Genomic DNA, 20,386 nt, shown 5'->3' with positions numbered 1-20,386 from the left:
GCTCATCCGCAGCGAATCGTAAGCCTCCGGTTCCAGGGTTCTCGGGGGGAGGTCAACCGGCCGGGCCGGTTCGGTGTTCCTCCATCGCACCCCGTCCCCCCCCCCTCCCTGGAGGACCCCCATGTCACCGAGCCGCTGGTGGGCGCTGCCCGTCGTGCTGGTCGCCGTCTTCATGACCACGCTGGACTTCTTCGTGGCCAACCTGGCGATCCCGTCCATCCGGGCGGGGCTCGCGGCGAGCGGCTCGCAGGCGCAGCTCGTGATCGCGGCGTACGGGCTGGCGTACGCGGCCGGGCTCGTGGTCGCGGGGCGGCTCGGTGACCTGTACGGGCCGCGCCGGGTCTTCCTCGCGGGGCTCGCGGTGTTCACGCTGGCCTCGGCGGCGTGCGGGTCCGCCCCTTCGCCCGGGGCGCTGGTGGTGGCGCGGGCCGCGCAGGGGGTGGCCGCGGCGCTGCTCGCGCCGCAGGTGCTCACGCTGCTCGGCGCGCTGTACCGGGGCGCGGACCGGCCGAGGGCGTTCGGCTGGTACGGGACGGCGGTGGGGCTGGCGGGGGTGGGCGGGCAGGCGATCGGCGGGCTGCTGGTCGCGGCGGACCCGATGGGGCTGGGCTGGCGGGCCTGCTTCCTGGTGAACGTGCCTCTCGGCCTGGCCGCCCTGGTCCTGACACCGTGGCTGGTCCCGGCGCCCGCTGCCGGTGCCGCCGGGGCGGCCAGGACCGGTGCTGCCGCCGGGGCCCGGAGCGGTGGGCTGGACGTGCTGGGGGCGGGTCTGGTCGCGGCCGGGCTGGTGGCGGTCGTGCTTCCGCTGGTCCAGGGGCGTGAGCAGGGGTGGCCGGCGTGGACGTGGCCGTGCCTGGCCGCCTCGGTGCCGCTGCTCGCCGCCTTCGCCCGCCGGCAGCGGTGGCTGGCCGCGAGCGGGCGGCAGCCGTTGCTCGACCTCGACGTCTTCGCGGCGAAGGGGTTCGCGTCGGGGCTCGCGGCCGTGGCGCTGCTGTTCGGCGGCTCGGCGGGCGTGTCGTTCGTGCTCGCGCTCTACCTGCAGGAGGGGCTGCGGCTGGGGCCGCTGGCGGCCGGGCTGGTGTGCACGGCGCTGAATGCCGGGTTCTTCGCCGCCTCCCTGCGCACCGCGTCGCTGGCGGGGCGGCTCGGGCACCGGTTGCCGCTGGCCGGGGCGGTGACGCTGGTGCTGGGGCTCGCGTCGCTGCACCACGCCGTCGGGGGTGCGGGCGCGGTGCCGTACCGGGTGGCGGGGGCGTTGCTCGTGACGGGCGCCGGGATGGGGCTGGTGATGTCGCCGCTGGTCTCCGCCGTCCTGGCCCGCGTCCGCCCGGCGCGGGCGGGGGCGGCGGCGGGCGTGCTGGGGACGGTGCAGGAGACCGGGGGCGTGCTGGGCGGCACGGTGACGGGGACGGTGCTGCTCGGCTCGCTCAGCGCCGGCTGGCCGGCAGCCGCCCAGGCGGGCCTCGCCGTCCCCATGGTCTGCGCCCTGGGTGTGCTGGCCGTCCTCGCCCTGACCAAGCCCGCCAGGGCCCCCGCGCCCGCCTGCGCATGAGTGCGGTGAGCACAGGCCACCTGGCCGCGCTCGTCACACGATCACCGGCAATCGCGGAACCAAGTTTTCCGCAATACTCCCTACCTTGGGGGACATGGCGAACAACGGCGACATCCACCCCTTCCGCATCGACATCCCCCAAGCCGACCTGGACGACCTGAGAGCCCGCCTGACCGGCACCCGCTGGCCCGCCCAGCCGGGTGTGAACGACTGGAGCCGTGGCGTCCCCACCGGCTACCTCAGGAAACTGGCCGACTACTGGGCCACCGGCTTCGACTGGCGAGCGCGGGAGGCGGCGCTGAACGAGGTGCCGCAGTTCACGACGGTCATCGACGGGCAGCCGATCCACTTCTTCCACGTGCGCTCCCCCGAACCCGGCGCGGTGCCGCTGCTCCTCACCCACGGCTGGCCCAGCTCGCCGGTGGAGTACCTGAAGCTCGTGGGCCCGCTGACCGATCCCGGCGCTCACGGCGGTGACCCCGCAGACGCCTTCCACCTGGTGATTCCCTCGCTGCCCGGCTACGGCTTCTCGAACCCGATCGGCCCCGACGGCTTCAACCTGTTCGGCGTGGCGCGTGCCTGGGCGGAGCTGATGCGCCGGCTCGGCTACGAGAGGTACGCGGCCCACGGCACCGACGTCGGCTCGGGCGTGACGGGCATGCTGCCGATGGTGGACCCGGGGCGGGTGCTCGGCACCCACCTGAGCGGCACCGTGGCGGCACACCCGTTCGGCCCGGCGATCGAGCTGGACGGGCTGACGGACGCCGACCGGGCGCGGGCCGAGAAGTTCAACGCGCTGCGCGAGGACGGCGTCGGCTACCTGGTGATGCAGGCGACCCGGCCGCAGACCCTCGCGTACGGGCTGAACGACTCGCCGGCCGGACAGCTCGCCTGGATCGTGGAGAAGTTCCAGGAGTGGACCGACCCGGCCGCCGCGCTGCCGGAGGACGCGGTCGACCTCGACCAGCTCCTGACCAACGTCAGCATCTTCTGGTTCACCGGCTCCGGGGCGTCCACCGCGCACGCGGTCTACGAGGGCATGCGGGCCTGGCGCGCCTTCGCCGCCCAGCAGGAGCAGGAGCAGCGGCCCGCCGACGCCGGACAGCGGCAGGGCCCGCCGACCGGGGTGGCCGTCTTCGCCGCGGACACCACGATCCGCTCGATCATGGACCCGGCCGGCCTGATCGCGCACTGGTCGGAGTACGACCGGGGCGGCCACTTCGCCGCCATGGAGACGCCCGACCTGCTCGCCGGCGACATCCGCGCCTTCTTCCGCCCTCTGCGCTGACGCCCGGGTCAGGCCGATCCAGCACCACCGTGCCCTCCGGCTGGGATTCAGGGGTCCGGAAGGAGGGGTGGCGTAAAGCGTGGGATGATGGCGGCACTGTGTCCGCGTCCGTGCCGTTCCGCCTGCTACGCACCTCGGTGTTCGCCGTGGTGTGTCTCGCGCTGGGCGTGGGGGCGCACCTGTTCGGCGGAGGCACGGTGTCCGCGAACGCCATGGCCGGGGGGCTGGTGGCGGCGTTCGCGGTGGCGTATCCGCTGTCGGGGCGCGAGCGGGCGTTCGGCGCCATCCTGCCGCTGCTGGGCGGACTGCAGGTGGTCATGCACGTGGCGTTCTCGCTGGCGCATGTCACCTCGCCGGTCGAGGTGGCGGGGCACGGCCACTCGGGGCTGGTGCCGGGGCTGGGCATGCTGGTGGCGCACGCATGGGCGACCGGGCTGACGGCGTTGTGGCTGGCCCGGGGTGAGGCGCTGTTCTGGGCGGTGCTGCGGCGGCTGGCCGTGCGGCTGCTGGCGCTGTTCCGGCCTGTCGCCTCGTGGACTCCTTTCCTTCCTGCCTGTACGGCTGAGCCGCCCGCGCTGCGGTCGGCCGTGCTGCGGCACGTGGTCAGCAGGCGGGGCCCGCCTGTGTTCGTCGATTTCGGCTGACATTTCCTGAATTCGACGACTGTGCCCGGACGGGTGGCCTTGGCCTGCCCGTACCCGGGTGGAAAGGCAACCCCGTGTTCTCTCGCCATGTCCTGACCCTGGCCGCCGTTCTCGCCGTGGGCGCGTGCGGCGCGCAGCCCGCCCAGAACGCCGCCGCGCCGGCCTCCTCCGCGCCGGCCGCCACAGCCTCCGCCTCCGCCTCCGCCGCCGGGGCGGCGCTCACCATCACCGACCCGTGGGTGAAGACCGTGAAGAAGGGGATGACGGCCGCGTTCGGCACCCTGGTCAACAACACCGACGCCGACATCGCCGTCGTGGCCGGGACCTCGCCGCTGTCGCCGACGATCGAGCTGCACGAGGTCGTCGACTCGGGCGGCAAGATGGTCATGAGGCCCAAGGAGGGCGGCTTCGTCGTGCCGGCCCGGAGCACCCACGAGCTGAAGCCCGGCGGCGACCACATCATGCTGATGGGCGTCACCGAAGAAGTGAAGCCGGGAGCCCGCATCCCGTTCACGCTGACGGTCAAGGACGGCGCGCCGCTGGAGTTCACGGCGGTGGGCAAGGACTTCGCCGGGGCGAAGGAGGACTACCAGCCTGGTGCCGGTCACTGATGGCCTCCGGGATCAGCAGACGGGCCTTGCTGGTCGGCGGCGGCGCCGCGGCCGCCCTGCCGATCACCGGCCTGGTGAAGGGTGCGGTCGTGAACGACCGCGCCTCCGCCACGGCCGAGAACCCCGCCGTGGAGCCGTTCGACGGCGTCCACCAGGCGGGCATCGCCACGCGACCGCAGGCCCACGCCGTCTTCCTGGGGCTCGACCTGAAGCCGGGCAGCGACCGGGAGGCGATCGTCCGGCTGATGCGGTTGCTCACCGACGACGCCCGCCGCCTCACCCAGGGGCGGCCGGCGCTCGCCGACACCGAACCCGAGCTGGCCACCGACCCCGCCCGGCTGACCGTGACGTTCGGCTTCGGCCCCGGGCTGTTCAAGGCCGCCAAGGTGGACTCCCCGGTGGCGCCGCTGCCGTCGTTCACCGTCGACAAGCTGGAGAAACGGTGGAGCGGCGGCGACCTGCTGGTGCAGATCTGCGCCGACGACCCGATCACCGTGGCCCACGCGCTGCGGATGACGGTCAAGGACGCGCGCTCCTTCGCCGGGATCCGCTGGACCCAGCGCGGGTTCCGGCGGCGGGCGGGCGTGGGCGGCACCGGTGAGACCCAGCGCAACTTGATGGGCCAGCTCGACGGCACGGTCAACCCGGCGGACCTCGACCGGGCGGTGTGGATCGGCCAGGGTCCCGAGGGGATGCGCGGCGGCACCACCGTGGTGCTGCGCCGCATCCGGATGAACCTGGAGACCTGGGACGCCGCCGACCGGCCGGCCAGGGAGTTCACGATCGGCCGCCGCCTGGACACCGGAGCCCCGCTGACCGGGCGGGCCGAGCACGACGAGCCCGACTTCGCCCGCCTGAACAGGCTGGGCTTCCCCGTCATCCCGGAGTACGCCCACATCAGGCGGGCGCGGGTGGACGATCCGGGGCAGCGCATCCTGCGCCGGCCGTACAACTACGACGACGGGCTGACGGCCGACGGGACGTCAGACTCGGGGTTGCTCTTCGCCTCCTACCAGGCGGACATCGACCGGCAGTTCGTCCCGGTGCAGCGCCGGCTCGCGGAGGGTGACCTGCTCAACGAGTGGATCACGCCGATCGGCTCGGCGGTCTTCGCCGTTCCGCCCGGATGCGCGGCCGACGGCTGGGTCGGCGACCGGCTGCTCGGCTGAGCCGCCGGTGGCGGGCCGCCCGCCGGGGCGGTCCGCCACCGGAGCGGCCTCACCCGAACCGGCGGCCGGGAAGGCAGGCCGGGGGGCGGTCGGAAGGGGGCCAGACGTAGGGCAGGTCGTCGGGTTCGGGGCCGAAGAGAGGGGTGAAGCGGGGGCCGTAGAAGTCGGGGGCCTTACGGAGGAGGGCGGAGCGGTGGCTGCGGTGCAGGGCGTCGTCGCCGAGCCACGGGGGTAGTTCGCCGGCCGTCTCCAGGGCGGGCTGGGTGCGGATGGTGTGCCGGTCGCAGCGGGCGGCCAGGTCGCGGGCGATGGTCTCGGCGCAGGTGTCGGTGCGGCCGATGGAGCACCAGTGGTGGCACACGTCGAGGCCGTAACGAGCCAGGGCCTCCTCGTAGCCGGCCCACATGCGGACGGCCGGGTGGTGGCGCCAGCCGTAGCCCGGGACGGTGAGGGCGCGCAGGATCTGCAGGGCCTCGACCCGCTGCTTGCCGAGGCGCAGCGGGTCGAGAACCTCGGCGCATCGCGTGAAGTCGGGGAAGGGCAGGAATGTTTGCATCCGCTCGCCGTCTCGCCGTCGTGTCGCCATCCTCCAGGCAGGTCTCCCCGGGCCCTTCCCGCAGGTCGGGCCCGGATAACGTCGCGGCTCGCGGACGCCGCCGGCCGGCCGCGCCCGTCGAGGCACGGCCGGACGGCGCGGCCGTCAGGCGCCGAGCAGGGTCGCGACGGCGGCAGCCGTGGCGGGGTGGCGGGACAGGAGGTCGCCGGCCGCGCCGGAGGCGGGCGCCGCCTCCGCGGTGGCCCAGGCGCCGTCGCAGCCGAGGAGCGCGGCGACGGCGTCGCAGGCGGCCGGGTGGGCGGCCAGGAGCGTGTTCGCCGGCCCGGCAGGGGCGGCCCCCACCGGGACCGCCGCAGGCGTGGGCCGGGTGGCCGTCCACGGCGCGGCCCAGGTGTCCAGCTCGCCGAGCGCGGCGGGGAACGTGCGGCCCGCCTCGCGCACCAGGACCGGCACCAGCTCGGCCGCCTCCCTGCGGAGGGTGGTGATGAGCTTGGGCAGCCAGGGCAGCAGCACGGAGTCGGGCAGCCGCGCGAACGCCTTGGAGATGACCTCCACCACGAACGGCCCGAGCGACGGCACCGACTCCAGCGCCTGCACGAAGCCCGTGATGTAGAGCGGGAACGACGGGATGACGAGCGGGTTGGCGAGCAGCTCGTCGCAGCGGGCCCGCAGGTCGGCGAGCGGCAGCAGGCCGAGCTGCGACCTGGCCGCCCACAGCAGCGCCACCTTGGCGGGCGCCTCGGGGTGCGACTGCTGGACGGCCAGTTCGAGCTGGGCGCGGTCGCAGCCGAGCGACAGCGCCAGGCCCTCCATCGTGAACAGGAACCCGAGCATGGCGCCCACCTGCCGGACCCCGGTGTCGTCGGCGACGAACGCGGACGGCAGCAGGGTGCAGTAGTGGGCGTAGCCGCCGGTCACGAACGCCGCGCACCAGGCGGGCAGCTCCGGCTCGGTGGCGCGGTAGTGGGCGAGCAGCCGCCGGATGCGGCGCAGCACCTCGGGGGCGTCGTCCACGGTCCGCTCGGCGGACAGCAGCTCCACGGCCCGCGCGCCCAGCTCGTCGGTGAAGCGGCGGCTGCCGAGGAACAGGATGGAGTCCTCGACGGCCGACAGCGCGGTGGCGGCGGTCGCCTTGGGGTCCCAGACGGCGCGGCGCAGGCGCTGCTCCAGCACCTGCTCGACGGTGACGCCCTCGTAGCCCAGCTCGATGACGGCCCGCTGGTGCTGGCCGATCGTCAGATCCCAGCTCTCCTGGATGGAGCGTTCGCCGAGCCGCCGCGAGCCCATGATGGGGCGCACGGCACCGTCGGGCAGCAGGTAGCGCAGCATCCACAGCAGGTGGGAGCAGGGTTCGAGGTGGGGCTCGGCGTCGAGGTTCAGCAGGGCCCGCTGGACGGTGCGCTTGCCCAGGTCGAGGCCGAGCGGCTCCAGCCGGTCGTAGACGTCGCGGGCCAGCGGCGGCAGCGCGTCGTAGCCGACCTGGCCGATCCGGTCGCCGCCGAGCAGGATCTCGCACAGGTGGCGCACGTCGCGTCGGCCGGGGACGCTGTCCTTCTCGATGCAGGTGACGGCCGCGTCCTGGAAGTCGTACGGCGTGGGCCGGACCCGGTTGCGCATCCCGGCGAGCAGGATGGACGTCTCGTACACGGCGATGGCGTCGGCCGTGCTGGCCAGGTAGCCGTTGCGGCGCGCCAGCCGGACGATGTCCACGCACCAGCCGAGGAGTTCGGCCTCGTCGACGCCGTCCAGCTCGGGCGGTCTGGACAGGAAGCCCGACAGCTTGTCGGTGACGGGCTCCGCCGCCGGGGCGGGCGGCGCGGCCTTGGCCCTCTTCGTGCGGGCGCCCTGCTGGCCGTCCAGCCGGTACGGTCGCACGCCGCCGCGCGAGACGGCCTTGGCCCAGGTGGCGCCGGCGATGGACACCGAGCCGGAGGCGAGCCCGAACTGCGCCTCGATGGCCGAGTGGCTGGACGGGATGAGGCCGTACAGCCAGCGCGTGGCCGTCCTGGGGGTGATCTCGTAGCCGGCCCTGCCCGACAGGCCGAACTCCTCGACCCGGCTGGCGGCGTGGAAGGCGCCGCACACGTACAGGCAGTGGGCGGGGTCGGCCTCGGTGGCGGCGAGGTGCTCGCGCATGCGGGTCCACATGTGGCGCTCGCGTTCCTCGTCGCGGGCCAGCCGGTCGCCCTTCTCGGGGGTCAGGCGGCGGAAGAGGCTGCCGATCAGCACCATGACCTGGCGGTAGGTGTCGTAGTCGGCGTCCGCGAGCGGCTGCTCGACGTACTGGTCCCACCATTCGGACCAGTGGCGGACCTTGCCGTGGTGGAGCAGGTGCTCCTCCAGCTCGGCGAAGCGGGGGCGCAGGTCGCCGATCTCGATGCCGACGGCGTCGCCGTGCAGGCCGGCCTCCTCGCCGGCGGCGTAGGCGCTCTCCTCCTCGCGGGGCTGCGCCTGGAAGACGTGGTCGGACGAGCGGTCCACCAGCACCAGCTCGACGCCCGGGGTCTCCAGGGCGTACGCGATGGCCTGGTACTCGGCCGAAGCCTCGGTGATGGGCGCCACCACGCTGAGCGGCCCCCACCCGGCGGGGAAGCCGTCGAGGTCGGTCGCGAACGCCTGCAGCGCCACCGGCAGGCGGCAGTTGCGCAGTTCGCCGAGCAGCGGCCCGAGGTCCTCGCACAGCTCCAGGTAGATGACCTTCGGCTGCTTCTCGCGCAGCCGCCGGGCCATGGCGAGGGCGGAGGCGGGCGAGTGGTGGCAGACCGGGAAGATCTCCAGCTCCTCGCGCAGCGCCCGGTCGACGTCGTCGACCAGGCCGGTGAGGATCTCCGGCACCGCGGCCGGGGCGTCGGCGAAGCTCGCCGCCGCGCCGAGGAGCTGTTCGCGCAGGGCGCCGAACGGGCTCATGACAGCGTGGAGATCGCCTGGCGGCCGCCTTCGAGGAAGTCGGGCCACTCGCCGCCGTCCTTCTTGCTGCGCGGCTCGACGACGCCGTGCCAGTACTTGTTGAGGATGGCCAGGTCCTCGGGGGTGCGCCGGGCCAGCGAGCCGACCAGCGAGCCGCCGAGGGTGTGGGCGCTCAGCGCGCGGTCGCCGAAGAACTGGCTGTGCAGGATGGCGTCCTCCAGCACGCCGATCTGCTCGGCGGTGGACAGCGCCGACTCCAGCCGCTCGTCGTCGCTGGAGGCCGAGGCGGACGCGGCCCGCAGGTCGGCGAAGCTCTGCAGCAGGATGTCGAGCAGGGTCGGCGGCACGTCCAGCTCGATGCGGTGGCGGCGCAGCAGCTCGGTGGTGCGGAAGCGGACGATCTCCGCCTCGCTGCGCTTGTTCGTCACCACGGGGATGCGGACGAAGTTGAAGCGCCGCTTCAGGGCCGAGGACAGGTCGTTGACGCCGCGGTCGCGGCTGTTGGCGGTGGCGATGATGGAGAAGCCGGGCTGGGCGAAGACGATGTTGTCGTCGTCGAGCTCGGGGATGGAGACGTACTTCTCCGACAGGATGGAGATGAGGGCGTCCTGCACGTCGCTGGTGGAGCGGGTCAGCTCCTCGAACCGGCCGATCACGCCGCCTTCCATCGCGGTCATGATGGGCGAGGGGATCATCGACGCGCGCGACTGCCCCTTGGCGATGACCATGGAGACGTTCCACGAGTACTTGATGTGGTCCTCGGTGGTGCCGGCCGTGCCCTGGACGACGAGGGTGGAGTTGCGGCAGATGGCGGCGGCGAGCAGCTCTGCGAGCCAGCTCTTGCCGGTGCCGGGGTCGCCGATCAGCAGCAGGCCACGGTCGGAGGCGAGGGTGACGATGCTGCGCTCGACGAAGCTGCGGTCACCGAACCACTTCTGCGGGATCTCCCGGTCGAGCCCGTCGGCGCGCTCGGACCCGAGGATGAACAGTCGCACCATGCGGGGGCTGAGCCGCCACGAGAACGGCTTGGGGCCGTCGTCGATCGACTCCAGCCAGTCGAGTTCGTCGGCGTACTTCACCTCTGCGGGGGCACGCAGCATCTCGGTCATCAGCGGGGTCTCCTGGAAGTGGTTAGGCGAGGAAGCTCTTCAGCTCGAACACGAGTTTGCGGATGTGGCCGGAGATCACGGGGGTGCCCAGGTCCTTCAGCTTCTGCCGGAACCAGGGGTCCACGCTGGCGTTGCCGGAGCTGTTGACCGAGCCGACCGGGATGAACTTCACTCCCGACCGGTGCACCGCCTCGAAGTCGGCGAGCAGGTCACGGTTGTCGTAGAAGTCGGAGATCCACACCAGCACGGTGTTGCGTGGTTCGGCGATCTTGGGCCGGGCCAGCGCCATCGCGACGGTGCCGTTGGTGCCGCCGCCGAGCGTCGTGCGCAGCAGGACCTCGAACGGGTCGCTCACCCACGGGGTCAGGTCGAGCGCCCGGGTGTCGTACGCGACCAGGTGCACGTCGACCTTGGGCAGGCCGGCGAAGATCGAGGCGAGGATGGTGCAGTTGACCATCGCGTCCACCATCGAGCCCGACTGGTCGACGACCACGATGAGCCGCTGCGGGGTGGTCTTGCGCGCGGTGTGCCGGTAGAACAGGCGGTCGACGTAGAGGCGCTGGTCGTCGGGGTTCCAGTTGGTGAGGTTCTTCCAGATGGTGCGTTCGATGTCGAGGTTGCGGAAGACGCGCTTGGGCGGCACCGACCGGTCGAGCTTGCCGACGCTGGTCTTCTCGACCTGGGTGCGCAGCACCTCGGCGACCTCGTCGACGAACCGGCGGATCAGCGCCTTGGCGTTGGCCAGCGCGATGCCCGACAGGTTGGACTTGTCGCGCAGGAGCTGCTCGATGAGCGACATGCTCGGGGTGAGCTGCTTGGCCAGGGCGGGGTCGGCCAGCACCTCGCGCAGCCGCATGCGGCGGACGAGGTCGCCTTCGAGGCCGGCCAGGACGCCGCCCAGGTCGCTGTCGCCGGGACGGGCGCGCAGCGTGCCGCGCTCGCAGCCGAGGGCCTCCTCGAACCAGCCGGCGTCCTGCTGCCAGCGGGCCAGGTCGGTCGCGGTGACGTTACCGGTGCCGGTGGAGAAGACGTTCAGCAGGAGCTTGGACACCAGGGCCGCCCGGCGCACCTCGTCGGCGCCGACCTCGGCGGGCGCGTGCCCGCTCTCGCCCCCGGCCTCGTCGCCGCTCTCGCCCCCGGCCTTGTCGCCGCTCTCGTCGCCGGTCTCGCTCTCGGCGAGCAGGCCCTTCAGCTCGGCGCCCAGCTCGGGGAAGCGCTGGACGAGGTTGTCGACGGACACGCCGGGGTCGAGCAGCGCGGGCGGCAGCCCCAGGTCGTCGACGACGGCGACGCTGGCCGCCTCCAGGGTGGGCTGCTCGTCGGCGCTGAACAGCCGCGCCATCAGGCGCCAGTAGAGGACCTGGCGGCGGTTGGCGTCGGCGGAGAGGCCGGAGTCGGTGCGGGTGTCGTCGGTCATTTGCGCAGCAGCCGTCCCGCTCGCTCGCGCAGCACGGCCACCACGTCGCCGGCCCTGGCCTCGGCCTTGACGACCTTGGGGTCGGTGGGGCCGAGCGCCCAGTCGCCGGTGTGGGCGGTGACGGGCTTGCGCTTGACGGTCGCCTGGACGGCGAGCGGCTGCACCGACCAGCGGCCGGCGTCCCAGCGCACCAGGCCGACGCAGGCCGTGGAGGCGGCCACCAGCTCGGGCGTGAGCGGGCCGCACCGCGGCAGGCGGTCCAGGTCGACGGCGAGCGCGTGGCCGTCGAGCACCAGCTCGTCGCCGTTGACCGTGTAGCCCTCCAGCAGGACGGGCTCGGCGATGCGCACGGGGTGGCGGTCGAGCGGCTGCACGGCGGGGGCGAGGGCCGCGGCGAGCTGGACCCGGGCGACGGCGAACGGGTCGGCGGGCTCCCCGGCCGTGGCCCGGTCGTCGTGCCAGAGCAGGTCGCCGCTCGCGAGCAACGGCATGCCGGCCAGGTCGAGGCAGCGGCGCTCGGCCAGCGCGCCGAGCAGCACGGGGTGTGCCTGGAGCAGCCGCCACACGGCCGGGCCGGTGATGGTGTCGACCTTGGCGGCGGCGACGCCGGCGCGCACCAGCCGGGCGGGCGCGCCGCCGGTCGGCTCAAGCAGGCCGTGCACCTGCACCTGGACGGCGGTGCCGTGCTCGTGCACGTCCACGCCGAGGACGAACAGCCGGCCGGACACCGCCTCGGGCTCGGGCTCGGCGGGCAGGCCCTGCGCCAGCATGAGGGCGCGGGCCCACAGGTCGGCCCAGCGGCGGGCGGGCACCCGGGGCGCGGTGGCGATCGGGCAGCACGCGGCCAGCTCGGCGGCCAGCCCGTCGAGCAGGACCGCGACGCGGCGCAGGCGGGGCTCGGCGAGCAACGCCTCGACGGTCTGGCCGGAGGCGGAGGCGAGGTCGTGGTCGACGCCGCGCCAGCCGGTGATGGCCAGCTCGTGCAGCCAGGAGCGGGCGGCGGCGAGCAGATGGTCTGCGGCGGGCGCCGGAGCGGCCGGCGCCTCCCAGGCCGCTCTGGAGCGGCCGAGCGCGGTGTCGAGCCGGGCGAGCAGGGCGTCGTGCACGGCGCCCAGCAGGGCGGTGCGCGCCCCGGCCAGCGCGGTCAGGTGGTCGCCGGCGACGGACCCGGCGATGATCTTGGCCGCGGCCTCGCCCGCCCGCTCGCCGAGGGGCGAGGCCGACACGGCGCCGGCCAGGGCGGCCGGCGCGGCGGCCCGCTCCTCGCCGAGCCGGGCGAGCCCGTGGGTGAGCGCGTCGTCGAATCCCGTCACCACGTCGAGCGTCTCGGTGACGCCCGGCGTCTCGCCGTCGAGCAGGGCGGCCAGTTGCACTCCGAGCATCAGCGCGCCTCTCCCGCCGGGAACCAGTGGAGCTCGGGCAGCGGGGCCGTGGTGCCGGGCAGCTCCAGGTAGGCCAGGTGGCGCAGGAACCTGCTGAACACCATGGCCGCCGACGTGCGCTCCACCCCGCCGCCGAGGGCGCCGATCAGGTCACCGTCGTCGCCGACCTCGGCGCGCAGGTAGCCGGCGACCCGGTCGAGGCCGTACTGGGTGACCGCCTCGTCCACGAGCAGGCGCAGGTGCTTGCACGGCGCGCCGTACAGGCCGCCGCACGGGCGGTTGTTGTTGGTGCTGCAGTCATAGGTGTGGGTGCCGGCGGTCACGGACGAGACGTAGACCCGTTCGATGTCCGAACCGCTCGACACGACGCCCTGCAGCCGCCCGTCCGCCAGCTCGACGAAGGGCACCTTCGCCAGCTTGCGCGGCTGGACGGGCGACACGACCCGTGCCGTGCTGTGCTGCTCCCACGCGGGTGCGTCCGCGCTCACGACTCTCGACCTCCCCGGCCGGACGGCTCGCGGGACGCCGGAATGGAGGGGCGGCACTACGCGAACGGCTGATCAATGAGTCGGTAATGTATCCCATCGCTCCGACGGAATCGGGGGCAAACAGACGATCTTGTCGGCGTTCACCCGGTGCGCGGGGACAGGTCCAGGGCGCGGCGTAGGAAGGCGAGCTGGTGCAGCAGGAGGTTCTCGGCCACCGCCTCCTGCGACGGCAGGTGCGTGGTGCGGGACAGCGGCAGCACCTCGTGCGGCCGGCCCGCCTCCAGGAGCGCCTGCGAGAACCTCAGCGTGTGCGCCGGAACCACGTTGTCGTCGGCCAGGCCGTGGATGAGCAGCAGCGGGCGGGTCAGCGACGCGGCCTCCCGGATCGGTGAGCAGCGCTCGTACGCCTCGGGGTGCTCGTCGGGGTGGCCGAGGTGGCGCTCCCGCCAGTGCGTGTCGTACAGGCGCTGGTCGGTGACCGGCGCGCCCGCCACGGCGGCGTGGAAGACGTCCGGGCGGCGCAGCACGGCGAGCGCGGCCAGGTAGCCGCCGAACGACCAGCCGCGGATGCCCACCCTGGTCAGGTCGAGGACCGGGTGGCGCGCGGCGGCCTCCCACAGGCCGTCCACCTGGTCGGCCAGCACCGGGCCCGCGAGGTCGAGGTGGACCGCGCGTTCCCAGGCGGGGCCGCGGCCGGGTGTGCCCCGGCCGTCCACCGCGAGTACGGCGAAGCCCTCCTCGGCGAACCACTGCGAGGCGTACGTCCACCACGCCTGCTCACTGGTCACCTTGCGCAGGGCGGGACCGCCGTACGGGTCCATGAGGACGGGCAGCGGCCCGTGGGCGGGAGTGTGCCAGGACGGCAGGAACAGCGCGGCGCGCAGCTCGCGGGGGCCGAGGGTGAGCAGCTCCATCCGCGGGTCGAGGACGGGCCGCTCGGTGCAGGAGGTGATCTCCAGCGAACCGGCGCGGACCTTCGTGCCGGGGCGGGTCAGCGTGCGGGACTGGAGGATCGTGGTGCCGCCCCGGCGGGTGCCGGTGTGGACGCCGGGCTCGTCGCTCACCCGCCGCGGGCCGCCGGCCGGGTCGTAGGCCCACAGGTGGGTCTGCGTCGGCTCGTCCGAGGCCGTGAACAGGACCGTCTCACCGTCCACCGCCACGACCGCGTGGAGCTGGAGGCCGGTGGGTGTGACGGGCTCGCCGTCCACCAGGAGGCGTCGCGTGTCGTCCAGGTCGGCGCTGGTCAGCAGCCTGCCCGCCGCGTCCCGGGCGGGCAGGCCGGGGACCAGCTCGACCCAGGCGTCGTCGCGCTGCTCGGCCAGCACGCGGGTGGCGCCGGTGGCGGGGTCGACGCCGAGGACGACGAGGCGCCGCTGGTCGCGGCTCTGCACGGCGGCGTACGGGCCGGCGGCGTCCCAGCCGGCGCTGGTGAGGTACTCGAAGGACGCCGCGTCCCAGTCCACCCGGACGGGCGGGACGCCGGGCGCGACGATCCACAGGCCGACCTCGGCGTTGGGGGTGCCGGCCGCGGGATAGGGGAAGCTCACCGGCGGGCGGGCCGGGTCGGACGGGTCGGCCAGGTGCCAGCGCAGGACCGGGGCCGTGTCCACCCGGGCGACCAGCAGCCGCCGGCCGTCGGGGGCCCACCAGTAGCCGCGGTGGCGGCCCATCGACTCGGCGGCGACGTGCTCGGCGAGCCCGAACGTGACCTCGGGGCCGTCAGGAGCGGCCAGCACCGCGTCCACGCCGCCGTCGGCGGTCACCACGCGCAGCGCACCGGCGCTGACGTAGGCGATGCGCCGTCCCGTCGGGTCGGGGCGCGGGTCGAGCACCGGCTCGGCCGCCGGGACGCACCGCACGGCGCCGTCGGCGGGCCGTACCGTCCACAGGCGGCCGGAAAGCGTGAACGCGAGCAGCTCGCAGGCGCTGTCGGCGGCGTAGCCGACGATGCCGGAGGACAGCTCGCCCGCGCGCAGGCGGCGGGTCCGCTCCTCGGGCGACAGCTCCTCCTCCACCCCGGCCAGGAGGGTGAGCGGGTCGGCGAGCAGGCGTTCGCGGCCGGTGGCGAGGTCGAGCGACCACAGGCAGGAGACGGGGTCGTCGCCGGCGCGGCTGCGCAGGAAGAACACGGTCGCGCCGTCCGGCGAGAGCGTGAACGCGCCGGGCGCGCCCAGGGTGAAGCGCCGGGTGCGGGCGAGCTGGCGGGGAAGTGACGTGGTCAAGGCTGCTCCTAGGTGCGGAATGGCTCCACGAAGCAGCGTGGCCGCCTCCGGAAGCGGAGCGCGGCCTGACCCACGCACCTTATCGCATGTGCGCGTTCACCGCTCCTCGTCGCCGGCCCCCTCGTCCTGATGGCCGGGCTCGCGGTCGCCCTGTCCGGGCACCGGTGGGGTCAGGACCAGGCGCCCGCGTCGGCGGCGCGGGCCACGTAGGTCTCGAAGGCCATCGGGTCCCGGCCGAGCACCCGGCGGACGCCGTCGACCGGTTCGGCGGTGTGGCCGTCACGGTGCAGGGCGAACAGGGTGTTGAGCGCGTCGGCCACGGCGGCCGGATATCCGGCGGCGAGGAGTTCGGCGCGGTACGCCTCCGGCGTCAGCTCCTCGTAGCGGATGGCGCGGCCCGCGGCCCGCGCGATCGTCTCCACCGCCTCGCCGAAGGTCAGCCCTCGCGGGCCGGACAGCTCGTACACCTCCCCGGCGTGCCCGTCGCGGGTGAGCAGGACCATGGCCACCTCGGCCACGTCCTCGACGTCCACGAACGGCTCCGGGACGGCACCGATGGGCAGGGCCAACCGGCCGGCCCGCAGCGGCTCGTGCCACAGGTCCTCGTCGAAGTTCTGGTTGAAGTTGTTCGCCCGGATGATCGTCCACTCCGCCCCCGAGCCGCGCACGGCTTCCTCGGCGGCCGCCATGCCCTCGCCGAAGCCGCCGTGGACGTGCTCCATCCCGCGTCCCGACAGGGCCACGAACCGGCCCACGCCCGCCTCCACCGCCTGCTTGACGAAGTCGTGGACCGGCGTGGGGTCGTCGGGCGCCACCAGGTACACCGCCGAGGCACCTGCCACGGCCGCCCGCCAGGTGTCCGGTCGGGTCCAGTCGAAGCGCACCTCGCCGGAGCGGGAGGCGGCCCGCACCGTCTCGCCGGCCGCCCGCAGCAGCGGCACCAGCCGGCGTCCCGTCTTGCCCGTCGCCCCGAGGACCAGGATCTCGTTCTCATGTGTCGTCATGTGTGTCGTCATGTCCTTGAGCCAACCGCCGCGGCCGCCCGGCGGCCATGGCCGTCCGTTCGCACCGCATGTCCGATCGTCCGGGTTCTGGAGCGCCCGGTGCCGGTCGGGTGGGTTCGTCCGGCTTGTCCGCCAGGGCGTCGGTAAAGGTGGCACCCCTATCGTGGGGGCATGGACCCGTTCGACGATCTGTTGAGTGGTGTGCGGGCCGACGGGGCGATCTTCGACCGGTCGGTGCTGACGCCGCCGTGGGCGCTGCGGTTCACTGACGGGGCGTCCCTGACGCTGTGCGTGCCGCTGCGCGGCGCGGGCTGGATCGCCGGGGAGGCCGGTGGGGAGCCCCGGCGGCTGGCGCTGGGCGAGTCGGCGATCGTGCGGGGGCCCGAGCCGTTCGTCTTCTCCACCGAGGCCCCGCCGACCCAGCCCGTGAGGACCCAGCCCCTGACGACGGGGCCCCTGACGACCGGGCCCCTGAGAGCGGGCGCGCCGGTGCGGGAGGTGCGCGGCGGGCGGGTGCCCGGCGACCACGACGTGGACCTGGCGAGCCCCACCGTGCTGCTGGTCGGGGCCTACCACGTGCGGGGACAGGTGCCGCGGCGGCTGCTCCGCGTCCTGCCGCCGCTGATCGTCGTGCCGGACCACCACGACTGCACGTCGATGCGCGACTACCTGGAGGCTCAGCTCGCCGGAGCGCGACCGGGCCGGCAGATCGTCCTCGACCGGCTGCTCGACTGGTTGCTGGTGTGCACGCTGCGCGAATGGTTCGACCAGCCGGAGGCGGTGCGTCCGAGCTGGTACCACGCGCTGGGTGACGACGCGGTCGGTCCGGTGCTCCGCGCCATGCACGACGCCCCCGACCGGCCGTGGACGCTCGCCTCGCTGGCCGCCCGGTCCGGGGTGTCGCGCACGACGCTGGCCAAGCGGTTCGCCGAGCTGGTGGGCGAGCCGCCGCTGGCCTACCTGACGGACTGGCGGATGGCGCTGGCCGCCGACATGCTGGCCGACTCGGCCGAGACGGTGGCGGCGGTGGCGCGCCGGGTCGGCTACGCGGACGCGTTCGGCTTCAGCGCCGCCTTCAAACGGGTCCAGGGGGTGAGCCCGAGCGAGTACCGGCGGCTTGAGCGCCAGGGCGCGGCCCCGGAGCGCGGTCCGGCAAGGCGGGAGATCGGCGTCGGACCGGCACCCGGGCGGGCACCCGCCACCGGTGGAGAGCAGGCCCGCGAGCACGGCCGGTGACACGCGGACGGGGAGGGACCGGGCGGAGGATCGAAGAGGCCGGTGATGGGTAGAAGGCCAGATGTCGCCCCCCGATCACCACTGAAGGGGACCACGTACATGGTTGCCGCCGATCCCTCCGACACTCCGCCGCACGCGCTCGGGTCAGGCCGCGCGGACGGGCTGGAGGACGCCCTTGAGACGCTGACCCGCGCGTACGCCGACGCCGTCGCCGCGATCACCTCGGCCGCCGACCCGCAGGCCGCCTTCGCGGGCACCGCCCGCGTCGGCGAGGTGCTCCGCGAACTGGACGAGGACCTCGCCACCAGGCGGGCCAGGTTGTCCGCGGAGGTCCGGATGGGACTGATCCAGTCGGCGGTGCGCTGACCCGCCACGTTTTCGGCCGACCCGCGCCGGGGACACTGCACAGAGTGACAGACAGTCACTCTTCGTATGGCAGTGGGATGTGCACCATGATCAAGGCAATTCTCGCGCTCGGGGCTCTCGCCGTGGCCGCGACGGTGGTGACGTTCGGTTTCATGACGTTCCGCCGGGGCTCGCGTCCGGCCCGCGCGAAGGCCCGCCGCTCCTGACGGCGCTCCGCGCGGGGTCGCACGCCGGAGAAATTCACCGCTTTGCGATCACATCGGCGAGAGCGCCCGGCTTTCGAGTATCGTGACGCTTGCGCGCCCGCGCGGATCTTCGTCCGCGGGAGCGCAACGACGACTTCGGTGGACGGGTGTGATGGCAGGGCTCTCTCTCCAGTACCAGGCACTAGAAGACGGCGAGGCCGCCGCCAACAGGCTGTCGAAGCGCTACAAGGAGCTCGCGGGCGGTTATCCGGCCGGCACCGCGGACTCGTCGATCTTCGGCAAGCTCGACGACTCCTCAGCACTGGCCGGACTCCTCGACGAGATGGAGACCGAGGTCGGCGACGAGCTGGGCGCGGCGCAGAGCAAGCTCTCCAGCGTCGGGTCCGCCCTGGACAAGGTGTGGACCTACGTGTACCGAGCGGACACAGCGTACGTCTGATGGGTGTGAGCGAGGACCTCGAGACGTTACCCGGCGGCGGCGAGCTGGCCGGCATCCTGAAGAGCGTCAACGGCGATCCGGCCACCATCCGCGACGTGGCCAAGCGGTGGCGCGGCACGGCGAAGAGCATCGGCGAGCACACCGGCACCCTGCGCGGAGCCGTCAAGACCATCGACACCGCCTGGGAGGGCGGCTCCGCCGACGCCTTCGTGGGGCACATGGAGACCTACTACACGGCCGGCGACGGGCTGCGTGACGCGCTGAACAACTCCGCCACCGCTCTCGACGCGGCGGCCACGGCGCTGGAGACGGCCGAGTCCCGGGTACGCGAGCTGTGCGGCGGCGTCCTCGGCCAGGCCAACGCCTTCCGCCTGAACAACCCCCAGGCGACCCAGAAGCAGTTCGACGACGCCGTCGCGCCCCTGGTGCGCCAGGCGGTCTCCGACGCCAAGGCCTTTCTCAAGTCGGCGAACACGGCGGTCGGCAACGCCAGGACGACGATCAGGTCGCAGCTCGACGGCAGGCAGCGGACCTTCGTGGCCCTGACGCCGCCGCAGGACGGCCGCGACTGGCGGCCGACGCCCGTTCCCGACTGGTCGAAGACCACCCTGGCGAGCACCGACGGCGGCGGCAACCGCACCGGCGTCACCGCCGCGCCGGCCGGCTCCAGCGGCTACTCCGGTCCCGCCGGCTCCGGTGGGGGCGGCGGCGCGCAGGCCGTCCCGTACGTGCAGGGCAACGGCACGGGGGCCGACATCGTCGCGGCCGCCCGTCAGCACATCGGCAAGCCGTACGTCTGGGGCGCCAACGGGCCGTCGGCCTTCGACTGCAGCGGCCTGGTCTACTACACGCTGAACCAGGCGGGCATCAAGATCGGCGACACGACCGCCGCCGGCTACCAGAAGAGCGGCCAGCCGGTCACGGACCCGCAGCCCGGCGACATCGTCTTCTTCGGCGATCCGGCCACCCACGTCGGCATCTACAAGGGCGACGGGCAGGTGATCCACGCGCCGCGTCCCGGATCCAGCGTGACGGAGGCCTCGGTGGCGTCGGTGGCCGGCGGGAAGACGATCACCTACCGGCGCTTCGTCTGATCCGCCGTCCGGCGAGCCGTTCCCGCCGTCCCCCTGCCGGCCCCGTCGGCGCTCAGCCCGGGGTGAGCCGGGCGACGACGCCCGACTCCAGCACGATCACCGCGCCGAGCACCATGAAGACGACCGGCACCAGCCAGTGCCCGGACCGCTCGACCACCCGGATCACCCTCCGGTGCGAGCCCAGCCAGGCCGCCACCGCGCACCACACCCCCACGAGGACGGCGAACACGGCGACGGTCACCGCCGTGTCCGCCGGGCCCATCGTGCGGAACAGGGGTGGGTAGACCGACAGGTTGTCCGCGCCGTTGGCGACCGTGACACCCGCGACCGCGAGCGTCCCGCCGGCCACCCCCGCCACCGGCCCGTCGGCCGCGTCACCGTCCCGCCACGCCGCCACCAGACCGCGCATCCCCAGCGCGAACGGCACCAGCCCGAGCAGCCCCACCCACGGGTCGGGCACCACGGCCAGCCCCAGCGCGGCGACGGCGGAGACGGCCACGAGGGCGGCGATCCCGGCGTACTGGCCGGCCACGATCTGCCCCGGACGCGGCCTGCCACCGGCGCGGGCCGACAGGAACAGCATGGTCAGGATGACGAGGTCGTCGACGTCCGTCCCCACGAAGAGCACGCACGCGGTGCCGATCGTTCCCAGGAGCCCGTCCACGAGGAGCCAGCCTAGGCGAGCGCCGCCGACGA

17 protein-coding genes and 1 pseudogene are annotated in these 20,386 nt (G+C 74.0%); 9 read left to right on the top strand and 9 right to left on the bottom strand.

Annotation, left to right across the window (positions count from 1 at the left end):
- The first annotated feature begins 121 nt into the window (after nt 1-121).
- The 5 genes from FHU36_RS13280 (at nt 122) to FHU36_RS13260 (ending at nt 5,264) form a co-directional block, all read left to right on the top strand.
- Nucleotides 122-1,552 (top strand): MFS transporter, encoded by a 1,431-nt coding sequence (locus FHU36_RS13280; RefSeq protein ID WP_185084014.1) that lies wholly within the window; start codon nt 122-124, stop codon nt 1,550-1,552.
- A 94-nt stretch (nt 1,553-1,646) separates the two neighbouring features.
- Nucleotides 1,647-2,840 (top strand): epoxide hydrolase family protein, encoded by a 1,194-nt coding sequence (locus FHU36_RS13275; RefSeq protein WP_185084013.1) that lies wholly within the window; start codon nt 1,647-1,649, stop codon nt 2,838-2,840.
- Between the two features lie 98 nt (nt 2,841-2,938).
- Nucleotides 2,939-3,484, top strand: a complete 546-nt coding sequence (locus FHU36_RS13270; protein ID WP_185084012.1) for an MFS transporter — start codon at nt 2,939-2,941, stop codon at nt 3,482-3,484.
- Nucleotides 3,485-3,558: 74 nt separating this feature from the next.
- Complete coding sequence (locus FHU36_RS13265; protein ID WP_185084011.1) at nt 3,559-4,095, top strand: copper chaperone PCu(A)C; 537 nt, start codon at nt 3,559-3,561, stop codon at nt 4,093-4,095.
- Nucleotides 4,095-5,264, top strand: coding sequence for a Dyp-type peroxidase (locus FHU36_RS13260; protein WP_185084010.1), 1,170 nt, complete (start codon nt 4,095-4,097; stop codon nt 5,262-5,264). Before FHU36_RS13265 ends, FHU36_RS13260 begins: the two co-directional genes overlap by 1 nt.
- 49 nt (nt 5,265-5,313) lie before the next feature.
- Here FHU36_RS13260 and FHU36_RS13255 read toward each other — a convergent pair whose 3' ends face one another.
- The 8 genes from FHU36_RS13255 to FHU36_RS13220 all read right to left on the bottom strand — a co-directional run bounded on the left by FHU36_RS13255 (nt 5,314) and on the right by FHU36_RS13220 (nt 16,349).
- Nucleotides 5,314-5,850 carry an MSMEG_6728 family protein gene (locus FHU36_RS13255; protein WP_246502031.1) on the bottom strand — a complete coding sequence of 179 codons (537 nt, stop codon included), beginning with the start codon at nt 5,848-5,850 and terminating at the stop codon, nt 5,314-5,316.
- 114 nt (nt 5,851-5,964) lie between these two features.
- On the bottom strand, nt 5,965-8,727 hold the full coding sequence (locus FHU36_RS13250; RefSeq protein ID WP_185084009.1) for a DUF5682 family protein: 2,763 nt from the start codon (nt 8,725-8,727) through the stop codon (nt 5,965-5,967).
- Nucleotides 8,724-9,839, bottom strand: a complete 1,116-nt coding sequence (locus FHU36_RS13245; RefSeq protein WP_221496297.1) for an ATP-binding protein — start codon at nt 9,837-9,839, stop codon at nt 8,724-8,726. Before FHU36_RS13245 ends, FHU36_RS13250 begins: the two co-directional genes overlap by 4 nt.
- A gap of 19 nt (nt 9,840-9,858) precedes the next feature.
- Nucleotides 9,859-11,253, bottom strand: a complete 1,395-nt coding sequence (locus FHU36_RS13240; protein ID WP_185084007.1) for a VWA domain-containing protein — start codon at nt 11,251-11,253, stop codon at nt 9,859-9,861.
- Nucleotides 11,250-12,635, bottom strand: coding sequence for a hypothetical protein (locus tag FHU36_RS13235; protein WP_185084006.1), 1,386 nt, complete (start codon nt 12,633-12,635; stop codon nt 11,250-11,252). Before FHU36_RS13235 ends, FHU36_RS13240 begins: the two co-directional genes overlap by 4 nt.
- Nucleotides 12,635-13,123 carry a hypothetical protein gene (locus tag FHU36_RS13230; protein ID WP_185084005.1) on the bottom strand — a complete coding sequence of 163 codons (489 nt, stop codon included), beginning with the start codon at nt 13,121-13,123 and terminating at the stop codon, nt 12,635-12,637. The genes FHU36_RS13235 and FHU36_RS13230 overlap by 1 nt, the downstream gene beginning before the upstream one ends.
- 140 nt (nt 13,124-13,263) lie before the next feature.
- Nucleotides 13,264-15,345: a S9 family peptidase gene (locus tag FHU36_RS13225; protein WP_185084004.1), complete on the bottom strand. Its 2,082-nt coding sequence runs from the start codon at nt 15,343-15,345 to the stop codon at nt 13,264-13,266.
- Nucleotides 15,346-15,515: 170 nt separating this feature from the next.
- Nucleotides 15,516-16,349 carry an NmrA family NAD(P)-binding protein gene (locus FHU36_RS13220; RefSeq protein ID WP_221495866.1) on the bottom strand — a complete coding sequence of 278 codons (834 nt, stop codon included), beginning with the start codon at nt 16,347-16,349 and terminating at the stop codon, nt 15,516-15,518.
- A 171-nt stretch (nt 16,350-16,520) separates the two neighbouring features.
- On the opposite strand from FHU36_RS13220, the pseudogene FHU36_RS13215 reads away from it, so the two are divergent.
- The 4 genes and pseudogenes from FHU36_RS13215 to FHU36_RS13200 all read left to right on the top strand — a co-directional run.
- Nucleotides 16,521-17,504, top strand: a pseudogene (locus FHU36_RS13215) (AraC family transcriptional regulator); the annotation flags it as partial.
- A 180-nt stretch (nt 17,505-17,684) separates the two neighbouring features.
- On the top strand, nt 17,685-17,951 hold the full coding sequence (locus FHU36_RS13210) for a hypothetical protein (RefSeq protein ID WP_185084001.1): 267 nt from the start codon (nt 17,685-17,687) through the stop codon (nt 17,949-17,951).
- A gap of 357 nt (nt 17,952-18,308) precedes the next feature.
- Nucleotides 18,309-18,596, top strand: coding sequence for a hypothetical protein (locus FHU36_RS13205; RefSeq protein WP_185084000.1), 288 nt, complete (start codon nt 18,309-18,311; stop codon nt 18,594-18,596).
- Nucleotides 18,596-19,690: a bifunctional WXG100 family type VII secretion target/C40 family peptidase gene (locus FHU36_RS13200; protein ID WP_185083999.1), complete on the top strand. Its 1,095-nt coding sequence runs from the start codon at nt 18,596-18,598 to the stop codon at nt 19,688-19,690. The genes FHU36_RS13205 and FHU36_RS13200 overlap by 1 nt, the downstream gene beginning before the upstream one ends.
- Nucleotides 19,691-19,742: 52 nt before the next feature.
- Here the strand turns inward: FHU36_RS13200 and FHU36_RS13195 are convergent, their stop codons facing one another.
- Nucleotides 19,743-20,354: a cadmium resistance transporter gene (locus tag FHU36_RS13195; RefSeq protein ID WP_312891562.1), complete on the bottom strand. Its 612-nt coding sequence runs from the start codon at nt 20,352-20,354 to the stop codon at nt 19,743-19,745.
- Nucleotides 20,355-20,386: the final 32 nt, after the last annotated feature.

It is taken from the genome of Nonomuraea muscovyensis (genome assembly GCF_014207745.1).
Classification (GTDB): Bacteria; Actinomycetota; Actinomycetes; order Streptosporangiales; family Streptosporangiaceae; genus Nonomuraea; species Nonomuraea muscovyensis.
This window is presented reverse-complemented; position numbering and strand designations above follow the sequence as displayed.